This is a genomic window from Gordonia terrae (assembly GCF_001698225.1).
GTDB classification, from domain to species: Bacteria; Actinomycetota; Actinomycetes; order Mycobacteriales; family Mycobacteriaceae; genus Gordonia; species Gordonia terrae.
The window spans coordinates 1,230,642-1,252,056 of record NZ_CP016594.1; the positions used below are offsets into that span (position 1 = coordinate 1,230,642).

Consider the following 21,415-nt stretch of genomic DNA (forward strand, 5'->3'; position numbering starts at 1 on the left):
CGGGACTCCGCCCGGAGCGGAGGTCCCCTCGGCGCACCACGCTACTCGCGTGGGCCGGGGACTGGTCGATGGTTGCCGACGGGCTCCGCCGCACGCAGGATGGCGGGATGAACGCACGCAGGTTCGGCGATCGACGTCCACGGCGACTGATCCGGTCCGGACTCGTGCTGCTCGTGGCGGGCACCGTCCTCGCCGGATGCGCACAGTCGACGCAGAACGATGCACAGTCGACGCAAACACCTGCACGGTCGACGCAAACGCCCGCACGGTCGACGGAAACGCCTGCACAGTCGACGGAGAACAACGCACGGTCGACGAAGCACGTCAACCTCGGCGACAGTTTCAGCGCCGGGACCGGGGTGCGCCCGCTCGAGGCGGACTCACCGATCTACTGCCAGCGGTCGTCGAAGAACTACGCGCACATCGTCGCCGTGGACGAGGACTTCGACCTCACGGACGTCAGCTGCGCGGGCGCCGACACCGACGACTTCCGGGAGGCGCAGCACCAGGGCGTACCGCCGCAGCTCGACGCCCTCGACGACGACACCGACGTGGTGACGCTGATGATCGGTGGCAACGACGAGCAGACCTATGGCCGGGCGATCCGGCTCTGCAGCGAACTCGCCGACGTCGACCGCTCGGGGGCGCCGTGCACCGATCGCTACGGGAGTTCGCTGATCGACCCGGTCGCCGCCGACATCTACCCCGCGGTCCGGCAGGCGTTGCGCGACGTCCGGGACCGCGCGCCGAACGCCCGGATCTTGTTGACCGGTTACCCGTGGCTGCTGCCGCCGACCGTCGGCTGCTACCCCGAGATGCGTCTCGCCGAAGGTGACGTGCCGATGATCCGCGAACTGCAGACGGCGCTGAACACCTACGGGCGGCGGGCGGCGGAGGACGCGGGGGTGGAGTTCGTCGACATGTCCCAGGTGTCCGAAGGTCACGACGCCTGTGCCGGCGACGAACGGTGGATCGAGCCGATGACCACGGCGGGCCCCGGCGCGGTGCACCCCAACGAGCAGGGGCAGGCGGCGATCGCCGAGCAGGTGCGCAAGGCGCTCGCGGGATAGTCCGGCCACCGCACGACCACGTTCCGACACCTCTGACCAGCGAGGATTTGGGTCACCCGGTGCCGTTTGGAACACTGTAGGCCGTGACTCCTTCCGCTGCTGCCACGCCTGCTCCCGGAACGGCCGCCTCCGCCGCGCTGTTCACCCGTGCGACGCAGGCCATCCCGGGTGGCGTCAACTCCCCGGTGCGCGCGTTCTCCGCGGTCGGCGGGACCCCGCGCTTCATCTCCTCGGCGGCCGGGTGCCGGCTCACCGACGCCGACGGCAACGACTACGTCGACCTCGTCAGCTCGTGGGGTCCGATGATCCTGGGACACGCACACCCGGCCGTCGTCGAGGCGGTCCGGGAGGCGGCCACCGGCGGTCTGTCCTTCGGTGCGCCCACCGAGGCCGAGATCGAACTCGCCGAGGAGATCATCGGCCGCGTCGATCCCGTCGAGCGTGTCCGGCTGGTGAACTCCGGCACCGAGGCGACGATGTCGGCGATCCGGCTCGCCCGCGGGTACACCGGCCGCTCCAAGATCATCAAGTTCGCCGGCTGCTACCACGGTCACGTCGACGCGTTGCTGGCCGCCGCGGGTTCCGGCGTCGCCACGCTCGGCCTGCCGACCAGCCCCGGTGTCACCGGCGCGTCGGCACACGACACCCTCGTCCTGCCCTACAACGACCTCGCCGCCGTCGCCGACGCCTTCGCCGAGTTCGGTGACGACATCGCCGCCGTCATCACCGAGGCGGCGGCCGGGAACATGGGCGCGGTCGCGCCGGTGGAGGGTTTCAACGCCGGACTGCGCGACCTGACCCGACGCCACGGCGCGTTGCTCATCATGGACGAGGTCATGACCGGTTTCCGGGTGAGCCCGAGCGGCTGGTACGGGCTCGAGGGCGTCGCCGGCGACCTCTACACCTTCGGCAAGGTCATGAGCGGGGGACTGCCCGCCGCCGCGTTCGGCGGCCGGGCCGACGTGATGGAACGGCTCGCGCCGACCGGGCCGGTCTACCAGGCCGGCACGCTGTCGGGGAATCCCGTCGCGGTCGCCGCCGGGCTCGCGACCCTGCGCCACGCCGACGTCGAGGTCTACCGCACGCTCGACGCCAACGCCGACCGGCTCGGGGCGCTGCTGCACGAGGCCCTGACCGCGGCCGGGGTGGCCCACCGCGTGCAGAAGGCGGGCAGCCTGCTGAGTGTGTTCTTCACTACCGACCCGGAGATCCCGATCGTCGACTACGCCGGCGTCTCGGCCACCGAGACCTGGCGGTTTGCGCCCTTCTTCCACGCTCTGCTCGAGCGCGGCGTGTACGCACCACCGAGCGCCTTCGAGGCCTGGTTTGTGTCCGCGGCGCTCGACGAGGATGCTTTCTCGCAGATCGCCGATGCGCTGCCCGCGGCAGCGCAGGCGGCCGCGACCGCAGCCACACCGGGGGACAACGCCTGATGCACACGATCGTCCACATGATGCGCCACGGAGAGGTCGACAACCCGGACGGCATCCTCTACGGCCGTCTGCCCGGTTTCCGCCTCTCCGGCGACGGCCAGGCACAGGCACGCAAGGTCGCCGACGCGCTCGCCGACCACGACGTCAAAGCCGTGTTCGCCTCGCCGCTGCAACGTGCGCAGGAGACGGCCACGCCGATCGCCGCCGCACACGGCGTCCCCATCCTGACCAACGACGACCTCATCGAGGCCGAGAACGTCTTCGAGGGCCTCAAGGTCTCGGTCGGCGACGGTGCGCTGAGCAAACCGCGGCACTGGCCGAAGCTGCGTGACCCGTTCACACCGTCCTGGGGTGAGCCCTACATCCAGCTCGCGCACCGCATGCTCGCCGCGGCCAACACGGCGCGCGACGCGGCCCGCGGACACGAAGCCGTCTGCGTCAGTCACCAGCTGCCCGTCTACACGCTGCGCCGGTTTCTCGAAGGTCAGCGTCTGTGGCACGACCCGCGTCGCCGGCAGTGCTCGCTGGCCTCGCTGACCAGCCTGATCTACGACGACGACGCGCTCGTCGACATCATCTACTCCGAACCGGCCGGGGCCTCGGACCCGCTCGCCACCGGTGCGTGAGCCGGCTGTGACAGAAGTCCCGCTCGCTGCGCTCCCGGCGACAGAAAAAGAAGTGAAGGTCTGACGTAGTGCGCAAGTTCCTCCTGCCGGCGATGTTGTCGGCCCTGGTCATGCTGATCGCCGGCTGCAGCACCGGCGACGACGCGGTCGCGCAGGGGAACACCTTCCAGTTCGTCTCGCCGGGCGGACAGACCGTCATCACCTATGTGCCCGACGAGCGCAAGCCGATCGCCGATGTCACCGGCGAAGACCTGGTCTCCGGGCAACCGCTGTCGCTGTCCGACGACCGCTTCGCCGGCAAGGTCGTCGTCGTCAACGTGTGGGGATCATGGTGCGGCCCCTGCCGCGGCGAGGCCGACGACCTCGAGCGCGTCTACGAACGCAACCGCGCCGACGGGGTGGAGTTCCTCGGCATCAACCTGCGTGACGACCGCGAGTCCGCGAAGGACTTCGTCATCGACCGCAACGTCGGATTCCCGTCGATCTACGACTTCCCGGGCATGTCGCTCGCCGCGCTGACCACGCCCACCTCGGTGGTGCCGACGACGATCGTGCTCGATCGGGAGCACCGTCCGGCGGCGGTGTTCCTGAAGGCGATCTCCGACAACGAGCTCGACGAGGTCGTCAAGCGCGTCGCGGCCGAGCCGGCGGGGTCGGTGTGATGCTCGCGTCCACCCTGCAGCCGTCCACCTCGGAACCGGCGACCCTGATGCTCGCGTCGTCGATCGGCGACACATTCGCCGACACCGTCTCCAGCGGACCGCTTCTACTCGCCGTGGCCGCCTGCCTGCTCGCCGGACTCGTGTCCTTCGCCTCTCCGTGCGTCGTCCCGCTCGTCCCGGGTTACCTGTCGTACCTCGCGGGTCTCGTCGGGGCGGAGGCGCCCGCGGTGAAGGTGGGCGAGAGCGCGAAGAGCGGCCGCTCGCGCGTCGCGCTCGCGGCGGGCCTGTTCGTCCTCGGCTTCACCGTCGTCTTCGTCGCCGCCACCGCCACCGTCCTCGGCGTGACGAGCACCTTCGTGCTGAATCGTGAACTGCTGCAACGCATCGGCGGTGTCGTCACCATCGCGATGGGCCTGGTGTTCATCGGTCTCATCCCGGCGCTGCAGCGCGAGGTCCGCTTCGAGCCGCGGCGGGTCTCGAACATCGTCGGGGCGCCGTTGCTCGGTGCGGTCTTCGCGCTCGGCTGGACACCGTGCCTCGGACCGACCCTGGCCGCGGTGATCGCCACCGTCAGCGGGACCGAGGGGTCGACGGCGGCCAAGGGCGTGACGCTCATCGTCGCGTATTGCCTCGGGCTCGGGCTTCCGTTCGTGATCCTGGCGTTCTCCTCGGCGTGGGCCCTGCGCAGTCTCGGCTGGCTCCGTCGGAACGCCCGCGCGATCCAGGTGGTCGGCGGGGTCCTGCTGATCGGGGTCGGCGTCGCCCTGCTGACCGGCTGGTGGGACCAGTTCATCGTCTGGGTCCAGGTCCGCTTCGTCACCGACACCCAACTACCGATCTGAGTGCTGGACCCATGACCGATCTGACCGACCGCCCGCAGGTGGACACACCCGAGCCGGCCCCGAAACCCCACTGGGCCCGTCGTCGTCTGCTGTGGCCGCTGCGCAACCTCTGGCGTTCGCTGACCTCGATGCGGACCGCGCTGATCCTGCTGTTCCTGCTCGCGCTCGCCGCGATCCCCGGTGCGCTGCTCCCGCAGCGTGAGCTCAACGAGCAGAAGACCCTCGAGTACATCGCCGACCGCGGTCAGCTCGGTGTCTGGATGGACCGGCTACAGCTGTTCGACGTCTTCTCCAGCGCCTGGTTCACCGCCATCTACGTGCTGTTGTTCATCTCGCTGGTCGGCTGTCTGACGCCGCGAATGGTCGAGCACTTCCACAGCCTGCGCGCGAAGCCCGTTGCCGCACCGCGCAACCTGTCCCGTCTGCCGCGGCACGTCACCCACACCGTCGACGGCGACCCCGAAACCGTCGCGCGCCGGATCGACGGCCGATTGCGCGGCTGGCGACGCGAGGTCGTGGTCCGCGAGCCGAGCAAAACGTACCCGGACGGATGCGTCGAGGTGTCCGCCGAGAAGGGCTACCTCCGCGAGTTCGGCAACCTCGTCTTCCACTTCGCCCTGCTGGCGTTGCTGGTCTCGATCGCGCTGGGCAAGATGTACGGCTACGAGGGCACCCGCAGTCTCGTCGCCGACGGTGAGCAGGGGCTGTGCAACACCTCGACCGCCGTCTACGACTCGTTCCGCGCCGGCAACCTGGTCGACGGCACGGACCTGTCGCCCTTCTGCTTCCGCGTCGACGACTTCTCGGCGACCTTCCTGCCCAGCGGCCAGCCCGACATGTACGACGCCACCATTCGGTACGCCGCGGGCAGCGACGGCAGCGTGGGCAACCTCGGCGACCCCGCCGGCTGGGCGACCACCTCGGTGCGTGTCAACGAACCGCTGCGCGTCGCGGGTGATCGCGTCTACGTGCTGGGCAACGGCTTTGCACCGACGTTCACGGTGACCTTCCCCAACGGGGAGAAGCGCACGCAGACGACGCCGTTCGTCCCCGACGAACTCCAGACGATGCTGTCGTCGGGGGCTGCCCGCTTCGACACCCCGGCGGGCCTCTATCCCGACGCCGACACCCGTCGCAAGAACCAGATCGCCCTCGAGGGCCTGTTCGCGCCGACCGCGTCGTTCCACGGTTCGCTGCTGACCTCGTCGTCGCCGGAACCCGACGACCCCTTCGTCGCCATCCGGATCTTCAAGGGCGACACCGGTCTCGACACCGGCAAGCCCCAGAACGTCTACTCGCTCGACCAGGACCTCATCGAGCAGGGCCGTCTCCAGCGTCAGGCCCAGGTGAACCTCGGAGTCGGCCAGAGCCACACCCTGGCCGACGGCACGACGGTGACCTTCGACGGTTACGAACGCTGGGTGTCGGTGCAGGTCTCGCACGATCCCGCCCAGGTCTGGGTGCTGGTGAGCTCGATCGTGATGCTCGGCGGCCTGCTGGTGTCGCTGCTGATCCGTCGCCGGCGCATCTGGGCGCGGCTGGTCCCGGTTCCAGCCGCGAGCTCGCAAGCCGACGGCGATGGTCGGGCCGCTGATGGCCACGACAACGGGCAACGACGTACTGTAGTAGAGATTGCCGGGCTGGCGCGTACCGATCAGGCCGGCTGGGGTGAGGGCTTCGACGAGCAGGCGGCCGATCTCGTGGCCGGCGACGCCGACGCACCCGCCTCGCGGCGGACGACCCGGCGGCTCTAGCAGCCGGCGAAAGGAAGCACATGAACTCCGAAGCTCCGGCGATGCCGATCGACGAGACGCTCGCGCGGTACTCCGACCTGCTGTACGGCACCGCCATGACGGTCTATGTCGTCGCGGTCATCTTGTTCCTGGGTGCGCTCGCCGCGGTCCGGGGCCGGCGTCTCGAGCAGAAGCAACTGGTCAACGCCGGTGCGCGCGGGACGGAGGCCCGGATGCCGGGTCGCGTCGACGAGTCGTCGCGGCGGACACTCGGTGAGAAGCTCGGCAACATGGGGCTGCCCGTCGTGGTCGTCGGACTCGCCGCCCACATCGGGTCGATCGTGCTGCGCGGTATCGCGACCGACCGCGCGCCCTGGGGCAACATGTACGAGTTCATCTCGATGACGTGTGCCGCGGGCGTGCTCGCCGGACTGGTCATCCTGCGCAAGCGCGAACACCGTCCGCTGCTCTCGTTCGTGCTGTTGCCCGTGATCCTGCTGATGTTCATCGCCGGCCGGTGGCTCTACACCCAGGCGGCACCCGTCGTGCCCGCCTTGAAGTCGTACTGGCTCGCCGTACACGTGTCGATCATCTCGGTGTCGTCGGGAATCCTCTTGGTGTCGGGTGTCGCGAGCATCCTCTACCTGATCAAGATGCGCTGGGCGGCGAACTCGCCCGACGACTCCGCCGCGGTCTCCACCCGGCCGGGTCTCGCCGGTGCGGTCCGTCGTGTCGTCGAGCACCTGCCGTCGGCCGAACAACTCGACCGGCTGGCCTACAAGTGCGTGGTGATCGGCTTCCCGCTCTTCGGACTCGGTGTCATCTGCGGTGCCATCTGGGCCGAGGCGGCCTGGGGCCGGTTCTGGGGCTGGGACCCCAAGGAGACGGTGTCCTTCATCGCGTGGGTGATCTACGCGGCCTACCTGCACGCGCGCGCGACAGCGGGCTGGCGTAACAACGCCGCGGCCTGGATCAACGTCGCCGGATTCGTGGCGATGCTGTTCAACCTGTTCATCATCAACCTGGTCGTGTCGGGCCTGCACTCCTACGCGGGTCTGTAGGAGGCTCGGCCGGCGCGGTCAGCCGGGGGTGTCGCTCGGGGTGTTCTCTTCGGCCTTCTTGGCCAGCGCCTGCGCCTTGACCAGTTTGAGCAGATCGATGAGCGCGTCGATGGTGTCCGGGCAGAGCGAACCCATGTCGATCCCGGACAGATGGCTGCCGGTGACCTGGAGCATCTCGACGTAATTCTGTTGCTGCCGAACACGTTCGAGATCCTCGTCGGGGTTCGACAGGAAGTACGTGACGCTCACGTCGAAGGCGCGGGCGATGGCCTCGACCGTCCGGAACGACGGGGTGCGGGCCTTGCCGGTGCGTAGCTGGGAGATATAGGCGTCGGACAGCGAGTAGCCGAGCCGGTTGGCCTTCTCGGCGATCTTCTTGCCGGTATATCGAATGCCGTTCTCGTCACGACTGTGCTCGAACAGGTAACCGATCTTCTCGGCGAAGCTCAGGTCGTCGTCGGTCGACGTCCCTCGCGGAGATCGTCCCGGGTTCAACGGCGCCTTCTCTCGGATCAGCCATCGGGGAATCGATGGTGAAGTGGACGATACCCTACCCATGGGTATGTTCCGCAGAGACGTTCTGAACCTGGTCTCAGCTTTTCTGCCGAGCGTCACGCCTCAGATCTCGTCCCCGTCGGTGCCGTTGGTGCCGCGGGTGCGATTGTCGAGGTCGCGGAGAAAATCGGGGTCGTCGTCGGGGCCGAGAGGGCCGCGCGGACGGGGGCGGCGGAGGCCGGACGAGGGGGTGTCACCGGACTCGTCGGAGTGGGGTCCGAAGGCGCGCCACATGAGGAAACCGATGGCGAGCAGACCCAGAACGGCGAACAGATAGATCATGACAACCTCCCGTCGTCCAGCGTACGTGAGATGCCTGCGAGGTCAGGGCGAACGCCCGGCGGCGAGCGGGCCGGACCCGCGGATCAGTGCGTGCGGCGGTTGAGCAGCGCGACGACGTCCTCTTCGCGGAAGCGTCGATGACCGCCCGGGGTGCGGATCGAGCCGAGGATGCCCGAGCTCGCCCAGCGCGCGACCGTCTTGGGGTTCACGTTGAACATCGCGGCGACCTGGCCGGGGGTCAGCGTGTGCTGGCTGGCGAGTCCCGGGGTGATGTAGGTGGCGGGCGGTGCGGTCTCGATGCTGGTCATGGTTCCCCCTGGCGTGTTGGAGTGCTCGGTCGGTGCGCCGAAGCTGGCGAAGCGGCTCTGCACGTGGTGGATGAGTTCTTCATGAATACACGCAAATCGCCCAGGTACTCGAACCGTCAGCGGGAGGTAAAGAGCGTGCAAAGGCCCGCGACCTGCGGGAGCGCGACGACCGCCCAGTACGCTGAGGGGGTGAGTGAAGCGCACGACCCCACCCCAGGCAAGAAGGCCACGCCCGACGAGGCCACCCCCACATCGACCGCCGCGGACACCGCGCCTCAGGCGGGCGGGCGTCCGATGACCCTGGCGGTCGCACTGTTCCTGTACACGTTCGCGCGGCTGCTGCTCGTCACCGCGGTCGTCGTGATCATCATGGTCGGCGGCCGCCTGGTCGACGTCGAGGTGCCCTTCCTGGTGGCCGCGGTGTTCGGTGTGCTGATCGCTCTTCCGCTCGGCATGGTCCTGTTCAAGACCCTGCGTCTCAAGGTGAACAGCGAGATCGCGGCGCTCGAGGCCGGTCGCCGGTCCAAGCACGACGATCTGCAGGCACGGCTCCGCGGCGACAAGTGAGGCCGACGCGGCTCGTCGACCGCCGCGCCGACCGCGCCTGGACGCAGAACGCCATCCGCCTCATCGAGGCCGACGGCCGACGCAGTGCCGACACCCATCTGCTCCGCGTCGCGTTGCCCGCATGGTCGCGCTGGACCGAATCCGAGGACACCGGGCCCGCCGGGGACGCGGGTCGCGAGGTCGGCGTGGACCTCTACGTGAAGGACGAGTCGACCCATCCCACGGGATCGCTGAAGCACCGGCTGGCGCGCTCGCTGTTCCTCTATGCGCTGTGCAACGGGTGGGTCGTCGAGGGCACGCCGGTGATCGAGGCGTCGTCGGGGTCGACGGCGGTCAGCGAGGCCTATTTCGCCGAGTTGATCGGCGTGCCGTTCATCGCGGTCATGGCGCGCAGCACCTCGCCCGCGAAGACGGCGCTGATCGAACGCCACGGCGGGCGGTGCCATTTCGTCGACCATCCCGGTGAGGTCTACGCCGAGGCGCTGCGTCTCGAGTCCGAGCTCGGCGGCCACTTCATCGATCAGTTCACGATGGCCGAGCGGGCGACCGACTGGCGCGGCAACAACAACATCGCCGAGTCGATCTTCGCCCAGCTGGCCGAGGAAGAACACCCCGTGCCCACGTGGATCGTCGTCGGGGCCGGTACGGGTGGCACGTCGGCGACCCTGGGCCGATATGTGCGGTACCGACGCCACGACACCTGGCTGGCAGTCGTCGATCCGGAGAACTCGGTGTTCCTGCCCGCCTACGAGTCGGCCGACGGCACACTGACCGCCGAGACCGGCTCGCGCATCGAGGGGATCGGGCGCCCGCGGGTCGAGCCGTCGTTCATCTCGCAGGTCATCGACCGCATGATCGGTGTGCCCGACGAGGCGTCCGTCGCGACCGCCCGCCGCGTCAGCGATCTCCTCGGCCGTCGCGTCGGCGGGTCCACCGGCACCAACATGTGGGGCGCCTTCTCGCTCGTCGCCGAGATGGTCGCGGCGCGTACGCCGGGCAGCATCGTCACGCTGCTGTGTGACTCCGGGGACCGGTACGCGACCACCTATTTCGACGACGACTGGCTGGCCGCCAACGCGTTCGCCCTCGGCCCCGCCGAGGCGGTGCTCGACGAGTTCTTCGCCACCGGTCGCTGGACCGCCTGAGACCCGGGCCGGACGCCGCGGGTGGGCTACGATCCGGGGGTGTCGAAGGAACCCGGGCGTACGCCCGGCACCGGAAGTGCCCTGGTGGAGGCGGTCGATCTGGTGCGCGAGTACCAGATGGGCGACGAACGGGTCCGCGCCCTGGACGGTCTGAACCTCTCGATCGACGGCGGCCAGTTCGTGTCGGTGGTCGGCCCGTCGGGCGCGGGCAAGAGCACCCTGCTGCACGTGCTCGGAGCGCTCGACACCCCGACATCGGGGCGGATCAGCATCGACGGGGTCGACCTCGGCGCGCTCGACGACACCGCCGCCTCGGAGTTCCGGCGCAATCGCGTCGGGTTCATCTTCCAGTTCTTCAACCTCGTGCCGACGATGTCGGCGTGGGAGAACGTCGCACTGCCGCGCCTGCTGGACAACCAGTCGTTGCGCAAGGCGAAACCTCGTGCGGTGGAACTGCTTCGGCGGGTCGGTCTCGGCGATCGGGTCGATCACCGGCCTTCGGAGCTGTCCGGCGGTCAGATGCAGCGAGTCGCGATCGCCCGCTCGCTCATCATGGACCCGACGATCCTGCTCGCCGACGAACCGACCGGCAACCTGGACTCCAAGACCGGTGAGGCGGTACTCGAACTGCTCTCCGAGGTCGCCCACGACACCCCCGACCGGTTGGTGGTGATGGTGACCCACGATCCGAAGGCGGCCGCGGTCGCCGATACCACCATCACGGTCCGTGACGGAAAGATCGCCTAGTGGCGGGACGGGGTTCCCCGGCGTCCGCCCTGGTCGCCGGCCTCACGCGGATCCGGCTGCTCAACCTCCGCGAGATCCGCACCCACCGGTTGCGCCTGCTCACCTCGCTGGCGGTGGTGGTCGTGTCGTCGGCGCTGCTGATCGCGGTGCTCGGGACGTACGGGTCGGCGTCGGAATCGGTGCGGGACTTCAACAATGCGGTGTCCGGGGTCGCCGACATCGAGGTCGCCGGCATCACCGACACCGGCATCGACGAGTCGCTGGCCGGCGAGATCCGACGCGATGTCGATGCGGCGGCCGCCGTCGTGCCGATGATCCGCGGGTCGGTCGTCGTCGACGGCTCCGCCGTACCGCTGCTCGGCTCCGATCAGCGGGTCACCCAGCTCTCGGGCAGCCTGCGAGGCGCCCTGCAGCAGGAGCGAGCCGGGGCCGGTCCGGGGACCGTCGATCTCGATCGCCTGCGAACCGGCGTCTTCGTCGGTCCCGGCCTCGGTCTCGAGCGCGGAGACCGGTTGACGGTCAACGGGATCGAGGTCGAGGTGCTCGAGGTCGTCGACAACGAGCAGGCCGCCGGTCTCAACAACGGCCGCTTCCTCTTCGCCTACGTCGATCTCGCGCAACGACTCGCCGGACTCGACGGCCGGCTCGACTCGATCCTCGTCGTGACCGAACCCGGCGCCGACGTGGGCGCGGTCCGCTCGCAGGTGCAGGGCATCGTGGACGGTCGCGCGGTGGTCGTCGATCCCGACTTCCGCGCCAAGCAGGCCGAGGTCGCGAGTTCGGTGACCCGCGATGCGACGCTGCTGGTCTCGCTGGTGTCTCTGGTGATCGCCGCCTTCCTGGTGTTCAACACGATGAACATGGCGGTGGCCTCGCGGCGCCGGTCGCTCGCGATGATCCGTGCGCTGGGCGCCAAGCGATCTCACCTCGTCGGCGACATGCTCGGCGAGGCCGCGCTGATGGGTCTCGTCGGGGGTGTACTCGGCATTCCGCTCGGGATCCTGGCCGGGCGGGCCGTGATCAGCAGCCTGCCCGAACCGCCCGCCGACTCCGTCGGCACCGTCATCGACTATCACTTGCCGGGTTACGCGCCCGCGGCCGCGGTCATCGCCTGTGTGGTGGCGTGTGTCGCGGCCACGACGCTGGCCGCGCGGGCGGTGTTCGCGGTCTCACCGGTGGAGGCGATGGCTCCCGTCGAGGTGTCGGACTCCGCGTCGCGTCGTGGTCCCGCGGTGGTGATCGCCGCCGTGTTCGGCGTCGCCGGTCTCATCGCGTCGTGGGTGGTCGTGTCGACCGTGCCGGGGCGGCCGGCCATCGTCGCCGGGGTCTTCTATCTCGTCGGCGCACTGCTTCTGTGCTTCGCGTTGTCGAAACCGTTGGCCTGGGCGGTGGTTCGGGTCGCGCGCTGGTTCGGCGGTCCCGGACAGCTCGCCTCGGTGAACACCGAGCGTGCCCCGCGGCGCGCATGGGCGACCCTGATGACGGTCGCGGTGGCCATCGCCGTCGGGATGGGGACATCGGGAGCGCTGGACAACCTGGTCTCCTCGATGTCGAAATCGCTCGACGGACTGGGGGACCCGGACTTCTACGTGTCGTCGACGTCGGCCGCGAGCCTGCCCCTCGGGCCGATCCTGCCGGCGGCGCTGGCCGAACGCGTGGCGGCGGTTCCCGGCGTGACCGAGGTGATCGGCGGTCAGTGGGCCGCGGTGAACATCGGCGAGAGCAAGGCGAATGTGCAAGGGCTCGAGCCGGGTTCGCGCGCGCCGTTCATGCGCAAGGCGTCGCCGGAAGCGGTGGCGAGCGTCCTCGCCGGCGACGGCATCCTGATGTCGAACGTCCTCGCCCGTGCGCTGGACGTGACCACCGGCGACACGGTGGAACTCGCGACCCCCAACGGCCCACGGCAGACGGTCGTGCGCGACACCGTCGATTACGTCTCGCTCGACTCCGGAGTGGCGGCGATGTCCCAGGAATTGCTGGGGGAGTGGTTCGATCGCGACGGTGACACCTACCTGCAGGTGATCACCTCGCCCGATGCCGACCCCGATGTCGTCCGCCGGGACCTCGAGTCGTTGGTGACAGGCGTCCCGACGACGGGCAACAAACCGATCAGTGTCTACAGCGGCGCCGAGGCCCTCGCGGCCACCCAGGCCACCGTCGAGCAGGCGGGCGCATTCGCGGTCGCGATCCAGTGGATCGTCGCCGGCGCGGCCGCGATCGCACTTCTCAACACGTTGCTGCTGTCGGTCCTCGAACGACGCCGCGAACTGGGCGTCCTACGGGCGATGGGCGCCTCCCGCAGGTTCGTCTCCCGCACGGTGCTCGCCGAGGCGGGCGCGGTCGCCCTGGTCGGGTCGGTGGTCGGCGTCGTCCTCGGTGCCGCCATGCATCTGCTCAGCAACCAGATCCTGACCATCACGACGTCGCTGACCGTGCTGTACTCGCCACGACCGTCAGCTCTGCTCTTCGTGAGCATCGCGGTGGCGTTGTGCCTGGTCGGTGCGTTCGTTCCCGCGGTTCGTGCCGGTCGGATGAACATCAGCGAGTCGATCCAGAACGAGTAGTCCGCTCCGGTCCCGGATACGCGAAGAAGCGGATGGCGCGCACCCCGCTCGTCAACAATTCTTGACATAGGGCGGATGTCAACATAACCTGACATCCATGCGCGACGACCACAGCACCGACACCGCACCCGACGCATCGAGCGCCGAGCTGGCCGGAGACGCCGCGAGCGGCGATCCGGCGAGGGGTCTGGCCGCGGTACGCGCCCTGCGGACCCTGGCCGACCGACTCGAGGACGTGCAGGTGGCCAACGCCCGTGCCAACGGGTGGAGCTGGCAGGCGATCGCAGAAGTGCTGCAGATCAGCCGACAGGCCGTGCATCAGAAGCACTCACAACGTGAGGCCCGCGCGAGCGGGCCGGAAGGAGACACAGATGTTCGAGCGAATCAGTCGCGATGACAAGATGCTGCTGGCTTTCGCCACGCAGGAGGCCGGCGACCTGGGTCACCGGCAACTCGGTAACGACCACCTGATCCTGGGCATGCTCTGCAATGCCCGCAGCCCGTTGTTCGCGCTGCTCGCCGACCAGGGTCTGACGTTGTCGTCGGCTCGGGAGGCGGTACGGAAGTACCACGACGAGCATGCGGATCGATCCGACACCGCGGCGACCACCGACGACGAGTCGGGTCGAGAACGCTACGAGGAGGACCGAGAGGCCCTGCGCAGCATCGGGATCGACCTCGACAAGGTCCGGGAGGCGGTGCGCGGGCGGTTCGGCGAGGACCTGTCCGACGGCTGGGGCGAGCGCGCCGAGCGCGGTCCCCGGGGTCGTGGTCACGGACGCGGTGGGGACGGACGCGGTGGGGACGGACGTCGGGGCCACGGGCACCGGCACGGCCATGGTCGCGGTCGCGGCCCCCGGCCCGACTGCGGTCCCGAGGGTTTCGGACCGGGCCCCTTCGGTCCCGGTCCCTGGGGCCAGGGTTTCGGCCCGGGTCCGGGCGGACCGTTCGCCGGGGAAGGACTGTGGGAGCCGGGTCGCGGCCGGCGCGGACCGCGGGGCCGGGGCTCCCGGCCGCGTTTCGCGACCGACACCCGGGACGCCTTCGGCCGAGCCATGGAGATCGCGCGCGAACGAGGTGACCGACGCCTCCGCGCCGAGTACCTCCTGTTGGGAATCATCGACACGGCCGACGACGCGTCACAGGCGCTGATCGGGTCCGCGACCACGGCCGCGGAACTCCGCGCCGCCGTCGTGGCGAGCCTGCCCGACGTCGAGGCCCAGGTCTGATCGCGGACAACGCATTCCGGATGTGCCCGTCGCACGAGAACTGGTGCGGCGGGCTCATCCGCGTCGCGGGCCCGGCCTAGGTGAGCGCGAGCGTGACCGCCGTGACGACCGCCCACGCGAGCATCGCCTTGCCGGTCGTACCGATCGACGGGATCAGTGCGGGACCGGCGGCACCGGTCCGCACCGGTGTGTAGGCCTGCCACAGCAGCGGGAACGTCACCAGTCCGAGCAGCGCCCAGGGAGTCGCGAACGCCAGGACCACGCTCATCGCGAGCGGGGTCAGGAGTAGTACCGCGAACAGGATTCGGGTCCGGGCGTCGCCGAGGCGGACGGCGAGCGTGATCTTGCCGGATTCGGTGTCGCTCGGGATGTCTCGGAGATTGTTGACGACCAGCACGCTGCTCGAGATCGCGCCGATGCCGACCGCGCAGGCGAGTCCGACCCAGTCGACGCGGCCCGAGGAGACGTACTGGGTGCCGAGGACCGCGACGAGCCCGAAGAAGGTGAACACCGCGACCTCACCCCACCCGGCGTATCCGTAAGGGCGTTTGCCGCCGGTGTAGAACCAGGCGCCGGCGATGCAGATCGCCCCGACCAGCACGAGCCACCAGGCGGTCGCGATCGCGAGGACCAGCCCGCAGACCGCGCCGATCCCGAAGCACAGGAACGCGGCGGTCTTCACCGCCTTCGGCGACGCCGCCCCCGACCCGACCAGGCGCATCGGGCCGACGCGGTCGTCGTCGGTTCCGCGCACACCGTCGGAGTAGTCGTTGGCGAAGTTCACGCCGATGATGAACGCGACGGCCACCGCAAGCGCGAGGACGGACTTCCACCACGTCACGTCGCCGGAGTGCAGCGCCGCGCCGACACCGGCCACGACCGGCGCGATCGCGTTGGGGAGCGTGCGTGGGCGAGCGCCCTGGATCCACTGCTGAGGGGTAGCCACGGAGTTCATCGTGTCACGGGGTCGGACGGGTGCGGCGGCGGCCCGGCAGGTGTAGAGCTTCGTTGCGTCTGGCGCGACGACACACTACATCTGCGAGGGTCGTCGAGCGATGGAACCAGTTGCGGTGCCGTTGCGTCTGAGTTCCATGCGACTTCCGGCGGAATTTCGGAACCTGGCCCTTGGCCAGGATGGTGTGGTCACCGCGGCCGATGCGCGCGCGCATGGCATCGACCGGTCGACGGTGCACCGTCGGGTGCAGGCCGGCGAGTGGATATCCGTGCATCGCAGCATCTACCGACTCGCCGACCATCCTGAGACCGACCGCTCGCGAATCCGGACCGCGACGCTGGCCGTCGGTGTCCACGCGGTCCTCTCGGGGCTCGCTGCGGCGTGGTGGCACGGGATCGTCGATGCCCCGCCCGTCACGCCGACGGTCACCGCACTCCGCGGACGTCACGGGCGTCCGGTGGCGGGAGTGCGAATCCTCAATCGTGCTCTCGACGACGCGGATGTTTCTGTCCGAGAGGGTCTCCCGGTCACCGGGGTTGCGCTGTCCGCCTTGGAGGGCGCGCTGGCGGGCGGCGTCGAGGTCATCGACTCTGCTCTGCAGCAGCGGCGCACCACGGTCGAGCGTCTCGTCGAGGCCTACGGGCGTCGACGACGCTGCATCGGCGCGGCCGACATGGGTGCCCTGATCGCGCTGCTCGAGACCGGTGCGCGGTCTGCTGCCGAGCGTCTCGCGGTGGAGGTGATGCGAGGCGCGGGTCTCAGCGGCTGGGCAGCCAACCATCCGAGTTGCGGGTACGAGATCGACTTCGCCTTCCCGGATCGGATGGTGGCGGTGGAGATCGACGGCTTCGCGTTTCACCGCGACGCCGCCACCTTCCAGCGTGACCGGACTCGACGCAACGCACTCATCGCGGCCGGCTGGACGGTGCTGAACTTCACGTGGGGTGACCTCTGCGACCGAGCCGAGTACGTGGTGACAACGATCCGGCACGCGACCTGCGGGTAGATGTAGTACTTCGTTGCGCTCAGCGCAACGACGCACTACGTCTGGGAACCGAAGCGGGTCCGCAACGCGCGGCGGTCGTACTTGCCGGGCCCGCGGAGGGGGAGCGCGTCGAGTTCGACGATCCGCCGGGGTGCCGCGTATCGGTCGAGTCGTTCGGTGACCGATCCGCGAATACGGTTGACGTCGAGCCGTTCTCCGGGACGGACCACGACGAACGCGGTCACCGCCTCGCCGAGCCGATCGTCGGGGAGCCCGACGACGACGCATTCGGCGACCGCCGGGTCGTCGGCGATCACGGCCTCGACGACCTGCGGTACGACGGTCAGCCCGCCGGTCGAGATGGCCTCGTCGGCCCGGCCGACGATGCTGAGCAGCCCGGCTTCGTCGAGGACCCCGAGATCGTCGGTCCGTAACCAGCCCGGCTCGGCGAAGGCCGGATGGTCGGGCAGATTGCGGTATCCGTGGGCCACGACGGGACCACCGAGCAGGACCCGTCCCACCCCGTCGGGTGCCGGATCGGCGATGCGGACCGCGACGCCGTCGAGGGGCTGCCCGTCGTAGACGCAACCGCCTGCGGTCTCGCTCATTCCGTACGTCGCGACGATCGGCAACCCCTCGTCGACTGCTCTGTCCCACAACGGCTTCGGGGTCGCCGCGCCACCGACGAGGATCGCGTCGAGCGTCCGCGAGGCGGATGTGGCGTCGGGATGGTCGAGAACCTTGACGAGCTGGGTGGGAACCAGTGAGGTGTATCGCCGCGGGCCGTCGAAGTCGCGTACGGCACGGGCGTACACATCGGGATCGAAACCGGCGCGCATGTCCAGGACAACCGGCGTCTGCCCGGCCGTCAGCGCGCGGAGGAGGACCTGCAGACCGGCGATGTGGTGAGGTGCGAGCGCCAGCAACCAGTTCCCGGGCCCGCCCAGGTGGTCGGCGGTGGCCCGCGACGACGCGGCGAGGGTCGCGGGGGAGTGCTGCGCACCCTTGGGGGTGCCCGTCGATCCCGATGTCGAGACGACGAGGGACACGGGATCGTCGATCGGTGTGTCCGCGTGCAGGGCCGACCCCAGTTCGGAAGCGGCGCGGGCGTCGTCGGGTACGGGTAGGAAGGCCGACGAGCCGTCGAGGATCGCCCGCAGATCGTCGACGCGGTCGAGGACCGCGGGTGTCGACGGCAGGGGCAGCGGTCGCAGGGTTCTCACGACGGTTCCCCGTCGGTCGAACCAGGATCGTCGCTGAACGGCCACCCGCGGGCGACGAGGTGTGCGCGCACCCGCGAGATGTCGTCCTCATGCGGTAGTTCGTGCGTGTAATGGGTGATCTTGACCCCGGCGTCGACCCGGGAGATCGGTTCGGGCGGAGGGGCGGACTCGCGGACCAGCTCCGCGGAGACCTGCGTCACCTCGTCGTCGGTGAGCTGGCGGCGCAGCAATGCCACGAGGGGTATGTAGTCGGTCTGTGGGACGCCGTCGGGGTAGCCGGCGCGCAACCACTCCATGACCTTCTGCAGAAGCGTCGGGCGGTCCACGGGTGTCTCCGATCAGAAGCGGGGACGGTCACTTGTAGCCGAACGGGAAGATCTTCACGCCGGTGTAGTAGAAGATCGTCTGCCGGGTGATCCAGAGGATTCCGACAACGATCACCAGGATGACGACGCCGAAGATCACATACGCCAGGGGCTTCAGCGCAGGATGCGGGCCGGAGGTGGTGCCGTCGGCCTCGACGGACCCGTTGCTCAGCGTCTGCAGGCGCAGTCCGACGGCGAACAGGGCGGGAAGACCGGCTCCCAGCACCAGTCCGACGAGAAGGACCTTACCGATGGCCTCGACGGTCTCCATTTCTCAGGTGCTCCTCTCCGGGTCGTGCTGGACGATGATCTCGGCCGGGATGACCGGCGGCAACGGTAGGCCGGTGTCGCCCTCCTCGGTCGCGACCGCTTCCTCCCACTCCTCTCCGACGCGGGCCTCCCCCTCCCAGGCGTCGTTGACGTTCTCGTGGTCGACCTTGTTCTCCTGTGCGCGCCAGTACATGTAGCCCGATGCGACGACCAGGATCGCGAAGATGATGAGCGCGCCGGTGACGTCCCCGAACAGGTGCGCGATGAAGTAACACGCGGCGCCGACCGCGCCGGCGGCGGGCAGCGTCGTCACCCATGCGACGGCCATCCGGCCGGCCACCGACCAGCGAACCTGGGCGCCCTTGCGGCCCACCCCCGAGCCGAGGATCGAGCCGGTGGCCACCTGGGTGGTCGAGAGCGCCATACCCGCCGCACTCGAGGTGAGGATGATGGCGGCCGACGACGCCTCGGCGGCCATGCCCTGCGGCGAGGTGATCTCCACGAGCCCCTTGCCCAGGGTGCGGATGATCCGCCAACCGCCCAGATAGGTGCCGATCGCGATGGCCGCCGCACAGCTGAAGACCACCCAGAAGGGGAGTCCGTGGCTCACGCTGGACGCGTCGAGGTGCCCGGTCGCGATGAGCGCCATCGCGATGACACCCATCGTCTTCTGGGCGTCGCCGGTGCCGTGCGCGAGGGAGACGAGCGACGCGGTGGCGACCTGTCCGTAGCGGAAGCCGGTCTCTTTCTCCCGATCGACGATCCGGCGGGTGATGGCGAAGACGAGCCAGGTCCCGCAGGCCGCGACGAGGCATGCGATCACGGGCGCGAAGAGTGCCGGGATGAGGATCTTGGAGGTGATCCCGGACCAGTTGATGCCGCTCACCCCGATCGCCGCCAGGCCCGAGCCGATCAGCCCGCCGAACAGGGCATGGGACGAACTCGACGGCAGGCCGAACAGCCACGTGACGAGGTTCCACAGGATGCCGCCGATAAGTCCGGCGAAGATGATCAGCAACGCCGTGGGCGCCGACAGCCCGGGCACCAGTTCGCCTGCCTCCGATCCGGAGGTCTGCTGGATCTTCAGCACGTCCTTGGTGATCGTCGCCGCGACCTCCACGGACAGGAAGGCGCCGACCAGGTTGAGTACGGCCGACAGCCCGACGGCGACCTTGGGCTTGAGGGCGCCGGTGGCGATCGAGGTCGCCATCGCGTTGCCGGTGTCGTGGAAGCCGTTGGTGAAGTCGAAGCCGAGGGCTGTGATCACCAACAGCACCAGGATCAGCATCTCGCCGCTCATGGTGACGATTGTGAGTCCTGACGCCCTCGTTCACCTAAAAACCCGGCACACTTCCGGTGAACGAGACCGGGACCGCGGGCGGGCCTATCGAACGTTCAACAGACCCTCGGAAACCGGTCGTCGCTGTGGAAGAATCCGACGGCATGACACCGATGAAGCTGGGCATGCCGATCAACTACGCGGGCGACTTCCGCGAGACCATCAACAACCTCGCGGACTTCGAGGCCGCGGGTGTGCAGCGCATCGCGGTTCCGGAGGCCTACAGTTTCGACGCCGTCTCCCAGCTCGGGTACATCGCGGCCAAGACCGAGACGATGGAACTGCAGACCGCGATCCTGCCCATGTACTCGCGGACGCCCACCAACCTGGCGATGACCGCGGCGGGCCTGGACTACATCAGCGGCGGCCGCGCGGTGCTCGGCATCGGCGCATCGGGCCCCCAGGTCATCGAGGGATTCCACGGGGTCAAGTACGACTACCCGCTCGGTCGCGCCCGCGAGCACGCCGAGATCTGCCGAATGGTCTGGCGTCGCGAGAAGCTCGACTACCAGGGCAAGCACTACACGCTGCCGCTCGACGAGGAGCACGGCGGCTCGGGTCTCGGAAAGTCGCTGAAGATCATCAATCATCCGGTGCGCGACAACATCCCGCTGCTCCTCGCCGCCATCGGCCCGAAGAACATCGAGCTGGCCGCCGAGATGTTCGACGAGCTGCAGCCGATCCTGTTCCACCCGGAGCAGATCGATGCGGCCTTCGGCGAATCGCTCGCGGCGGGCAAGGCCAAGCGGGATGCGTCGCTGGGCGATCTCGGCATTGTCGTCCAGGCGACCGCACGCATCTCCGAGGACGCCGAACAGATCGACAACGCCAAGCAACTCGTGCGCCATCACGCCGCCCTGTACATCGGCGGGATGGGCGCGCGCGGCAAGAACTTCTACAACCAGCTGGCCATCCGGTACGGCTACGCCGACGAGGCGAAGTTGATCCAGGACCTCTACCTCGACGGCAAGAAGATGGAGGCCGCCGCCGCCGTTCCCGAGGACCTCGTCACGTCCATGTCGCTGATCGGGTCCAAGACACAGGTCGCCGAGCGGGTCGCGGCGTTCCGTGAGGCCGGCGTCACCTGCATCCTCGCCTCGCCCACCGCACCGACCCACGCCGAGCGGGTCGCCGAGGTCGAGCACCTGCGCGACGTCTTCGGCGGCTGATCTCCCTCGACGAGTTTCACCGATCACGGCGGCCTGTCCTGTACAGGCCGCCGTTTTTCGTTTGTCACCGTCATTCGTCGTGTGTGCAATTCCGAGACATTTCATTACCCTTCGACGGTGGTCCGAGAACGTGAATTCCGCAGGCTATTCAAAGCGTTTCTCGAGATTCGTCGCAGGTTGCGGGAAATGGATTTCCGTTTCCTCGAATGGCGTCCGTACCAGTGCTCGCCCCCGAGTTGTGAGCCGCCAACCCGTCCCATAGGCTCTTGTCATCCGCTCGGCGCG

At 69.0% G+C, this 21,415-nt stretch carries 23 protein-coding genes; 15 read left to right on the forward strand and 8 right to left on the reverse strand.

What is annotated here, in order from left to right; genetic code table 11:
• Positions 1-107 precede the first annotated feature (107 nt).
• The 7 genes from BCM27_RS05655 to ccsB all read left to right on the forward strand — a co-directional run bounded on the left by BCM27_RS05655 (position 108) and on the right by ccsB (position 7,427).
• Positions 108-1,070: an SGNH/GDSL hydrolase family protein gene (locus BCM27_RS05655; protein ID WP_051987043.1), complete on the forward strand. Its 963-nt coding sequence runs from the start codon at positions 108-110 to the stop codon at positions 1,068-1,070.
• A gap of 83 nt (positions 1,071-1,153) precedes the next feature.
• Positions 1,154-2,503, forward strand: a complete 1,350-nt coding sequence (gene hemL / locus BCM27_RS05660) for a glutamate-1-semialdehyde 2,1-aminomutase (protein WP_004019940.1) — start codon at positions 1,154-1,156, stop codon at positions 2,501-2,503.
• On the forward strand, positions 2,503-3,129 hold the full coding sequence (locus tag BCM27_RS05665; protein ID WP_004019939.1) for a histidine phosphatase family protein: 627 nt from the start codon (positions 2,503-2,505) through the stop codon (positions 3,127-3,129). Before hemL ends, BCM27_RS05665 begins: the two co-directional genes overlap by 1 nt.
• A gap of 68 nt (positions 3,130-3,197) precedes the next feature.
• Complete coding sequence (locus BCM27_RS05670) at positions 3,198-3,791, forward strand: TlpA family protein disulfide reductase (protein ID WP_004019938.1); 594 nt, start codon at positions 3,198-3,200, stop codon at positions 3,789-3,791.
• A complete protein-coding gene (locus BCM27_RS05675) occupies positions 3,791-4,633 on the forward strand; it encodes a cytochrome c biogenesis CcdA family protein (RefSeq protein WP_004019937.1) in 843 nt (280 codons plus the stop codon). The genes BCM27_RS05670 and BCM27_RS05675 overlap by 1 nt, the downstream gene beginning before the upstream one ends.
• Positions 4,634-4,644: 11 nt before the next feature.
• Complete coding sequence (gene resB / locus BCM27_RS05680; protein ID WP_004019936.1) at positions 4,645-6,387, forward strand: cytochrome c biogenesis protein ResB; 1,743 nt, start codon at positions 4,645-4,647, stop codon at positions 6,385-6,387.
• A gap of 20 nt (positions 6,388-6,407) precedes the next feature.
• Positions 6,408-7,427 (forward strand): c-type cytochrome biogenesis protein CcsB, encoded by a 1,020-nt coding sequence (gene ccsB / locus BCM27_RS05685; protein ID WP_004019935.1) that lies wholly within the window; start codon positions 6,408-6,410, stop codon positions 7,425-7,427.
• A gap of 18 nt (positions 7,428-7,445) precedes the next feature.
• Here the strand turns inward: ccsB and BCM27_RS05690 are convergent, their stop codons facing one another.
• The 3 genes from BCM27_RS05690 to BCM27_RS05700 all read right to left on the reverse strand — a co-directional run bounded on the left by BCM27_RS05690 (position 7,446) and on the right by BCM27_RS05700 (position 8,572).
• A complete protein-coding gene (locus BCM27_RS05690) occupies positions 7,446-7,922 on the reverse strand; it encodes a helix-turn-helix domain-containing protein (protein ID WP_004019934.1) in 477 nt (158 codons plus the stop codon).
• A 123-nt stretch (positions 7,923-8,045) separates the two neighbouring features.
• Complete coding sequence (locus tag BCM27_RS05695) at positions 8,046-8,264, reverse strand: hypothetical protein (RefSeq protein WP_004019933.1); 219 nt, start codon at positions 8,262-8,264, stop codon at positions 8,046-8,048.
• 83 nt (positions 8,265-8,347) lie between these two features.
• Entirely contained in the window at positions 8,348-8,572 is a 225-nt protein-coding gene (locus BCM27_RS05700; RefSeq protein ID WP_010842012.1) for a BldC family transcriptional regulator, read from the reverse strand.
• A 189-nt stretch (positions 8,573-8,761) separates the two neighbouring features.
• Here BCM27_RS05700 and BCM27_RS05705 point away from each other — a divergent pair, with 189 nt between their 5' ends.
• The 6 genes from BCM27_RS05705 to BCM27_RS05730 all read left to right on the forward strand — a co-directional run bounded on the left by BCM27_RS05705 (position 8,762) and on the right by BCM27_RS05730 (position 14,824).
• Positions 8,762-9,139 carry a DUF4229 domain-containing protein gene (locus tag BCM27_RS05705; RefSeq protein ID WP_004019931.1) on the forward strand — a complete coding sequence of 126 codons (378 nt, stop codon included), beginning with the start codon at positions 8,762-8,764 and terminating at the stop codon, positions 9,137-9,139.
• Entirely contained in the window at positions 9,136-10,284 is a 1,149-nt protein-coding gene (cds1, locus tag BCM27_RS05710; protein WP_004019930.1) for an L-cysteine desulfhydrase Cds1, read from the forward strand. Before BCM27_RS05705 ends, cds1 begins: the two co-directional genes overlap by 4 nt.
• A gap of 117 nt (positions 10,285-10,401) precedes the next feature.
• Positions 10,402-11,031 (forward strand): ABC transporter ATP-binding protein, encoded by a 630-nt coding sequence (locus tag BCM27_RS05715; protein ID WP_051987045.1) that lies wholly within the window; start codon positions 10,402-10,404, stop codon positions 11,029-11,031.
• Entirely contained in the window at positions 11,031-13,595 is a 2,565-nt protein-coding gene (locus BCM27_RS05720; protein WP_004019928.1) for an ABC transporter permease, read from the forward strand. Before BCM27_RS05715 ends, BCM27_RS05720 begins: the two co-directional genes overlap by 1 nt.
• Before the next feature lie 97 nt (positions 13,596-13,692).
• Entirely contained in the window at positions 13,693-13,992 is a 300-nt protein-coding gene (locus tag BCM27_RS05725; RefSeq protein WP_004019927.1) for a hypothetical protein, read from the forward strand.
• A complete protein-coding gene (locus tag BCM27_RS05730; RefSeq protein WP_004019926.1) occupies positions 13,967-14,824 on the forward strand; it encodes a Clp protease N-terminal domain-containing protein in 858 nt (285 codons plus the stop codon). The genes BCM27_RS05725 and BCM27_RS05730 overlap by 26 nt, the downstream gene beginning before the upstream one ends.
• Positions 14,825-14,900: 76 nt before the next feature.
• Here the strand turns inward: BCM27_RS05730 and BCM27_RS05735 are convergent, their stop codons facing one another.
• The gene (locus tag BCM27_RS05735) at positions 14,901-15,770 is read right to left on the reverse strand and encodes a 1,4-dihydroxy-2-naphthoate polyprenyltransferase (protein ID WP_033205368.1); all 870 of its coding nucleotides are present in this window, start codon (positions 15,768-15,770) and stop codon (positions 14,901-14,903) included.
• 145 nt (positions 15,771-15,915) lie between these two features.
• Between BCM27_RS05735 and BCM27_RS05740 the strand changes: the two genes are divergently transcribed.
• Positions 15,916-16,785: a type IV toxin-antitoxin system AbiEi family antitoxin domain-containing protein gene (locus tag BCM27_RS05740; protein WP_033205365.1), complete on the forward strand. Its 870-nt coding sequence runs from the start codon at positions 15,916-15,918 to the stop codon at positions 16,783-16,785.
• A 35-nt stretch (positions 16,786-16,820) separates the two neighbouring features.
• On the opposite strand, the gene menE is transcribed toward BCM27_RS05740, so the two are convergent.
• The 4 genes from menE to BCM27_RS05760 are packed head-to-tail and all read right to left on the reverse strand — an operon-like array spanning position 16,821 to position 19,922.
• Positions 16,821-17,987: an o-succinylbenzoate--CoA ligase gene (gene menE / locus BCM27_RS05745; RefSeq protein WP_004019922.1), complete on the reverse strand. Its 1,167-nt coding sequence runs from the start codon at positions 17,985-17,987 to the stop codon at positions 16,821-16,823.
• Positions 17,984-18,313: a DUF3349 domain-containing protein gene (locus BCM27_RS05750; protein WP_004019921.1), complete on the reverse strand. Its 330-nt coding sequence runs from the start codon at positions 18,311-18,313 to the stop codon at positions 17,984-17,986. Before BCM27_RS05750 ends, menE begins: the two co-directional genes overlap by 4 nt.
• A gap of 28 nt (positions 18,314-18,341) precedes the next feature.
• Entirely contained in the window at positions 18,342-18,623 is a 282-nt protein-coding gene (locus tag BCM27_RS05755; RefSeq protein WP_004019919.1) for a hypothetical protein, read from the reverse strand.
• Between the two features lie 3 nt (positions 18,624-18,626).
• Complete coding sequence (locus tag BCM27_RS05760) at positions 18,627-19,922, reverse strand: inorganic phosphate transporter (protein WP_004019918.1); 1,296 nt, start codon at positions 19,920-19,922, stop codon at positions 18,627-18,629.
• Positions 19,923-20,065: 143 nt separating this feature from the next.
• On the opposite strand from BCM27_RS05760, the gene BCM27_RS05765 reads away from it, so the two are divergent.
• A complete protein-coding gene (locus tag BCM27_RS05765; protein ID WP_004019916.1) occupies positions 20,066-21,130 on the forward strand; it encodes an LLM class F420-dependent oxidoreductase in 1,065 nt (354 codons plus the stop codon).
• Positions 21,131-21,415: the final 285 nt, after the last annotated feature.

What these genes read in the sequence shown, in the direction of transcription:
- BCM27_RS05655 (WP_051987043.1), top strand. Translation starts at nt 108, where the DNA reads ATGAACGCACGCAGGTTCGGCGATCGACGTCCACGGCGACTGATCCGG.
- BCM27_RS05665 (WP_004019939.1), top strand. Translation starts at nt 2,503, where the DNA reads ATGCACACGATCGTCCACATGATGCGCCACGGAGAGGTCGACAACCCG.
- BCM27_RS05675 (WP_004019937.1), top strand. Translation starts at nt 3,791, where the DNA reads ATGCTCGCGTCCACCCTGCAGCCGTCCACCTCGGAACCGGCGACCCTG.
- resB (WP_004019936.1), top strand. Translation starts at nt 4,645, where the DNA reads ATGACCGATCTGACCGACCGCCCGCAGGTGGACACACCCGAGCCGGCC.
- ccsB (WP_004019935.1), top strand. Translation starts at nt 6,408, where the DNA reads ATGAACTCCGAAGCTCCGGCGATGCCGATCGACGAGACGCTCGCGCGG.
- BCM27_RS05695 (WP_004019933.1), bottom strand. Translation starts at nt 8,264, where the DNA reads ATGATCTATCTGTTCGCCGTTCTGGGTCTGCTCGCCATCGGTTTCCTC.
- BCM27_RS05700 (WP_010842012.1), bottom strand. Translation starts at nt 8,572, where the DNA reads ATGACCAGCATCGAGACCGCACCGCCCGCCACCTACATCACCCCGGGA.
- BCM27_RS05715 (WP_051987045.1), top strand. Translation starts at nt 10,402, where the DNA reads ATGGGCGACGAACGGGTCCGCGCCCTGGACGGTCTGAACCTCTCGATC.
- BCM27_RS05725 (WP_004019927.1), top strand. Translation starts at nt 13,693, where the DNA reads ATGCGCGACGACCACAGCACCGACACCGCACCCGACGCATCGAGCGCC.
- BCM27_RS05730 (WP_004019926.1), top strand. Translation starts at nt 13,967, where the DNA reads ATGTTCGAGCGAATCAGTCGCGATGACAAGATGCTGCTGGCTTTCGCC.
- BCM27_RS05740 (WP_033205365.1), top strand. Translation starts at nt 15,916, where the DNA reads ATGCGACTTCCGGCGGAATTTCGGAACCTGGCCCTTGGCCAGGATGGT.
- BCM27_RS05755 (WP_004019919.1), bottom strand. Translation starts at nt 18,623, where the DNA reads ATGGAGACCGTCGAGGCCATCGGTAAGGTCCTTCTCGTCGGACTGGTG.
- BCM27_RS05760 (WP_004019918.1), bottom strand. Translation starts at nt 19,922, where the DNA reads ATGAGCGGCGAGATGCTGATCCTGGTGCTGTTGGTGATCACAGCCCTC.
- BCM27_RS05765 (WP_004019916.1), top strand. Translation starts at nt 20,066, where the DNA reads ATGACACCGATGAAGCTGGGCATGCCGATCAACTACGCGGGCGACTTC.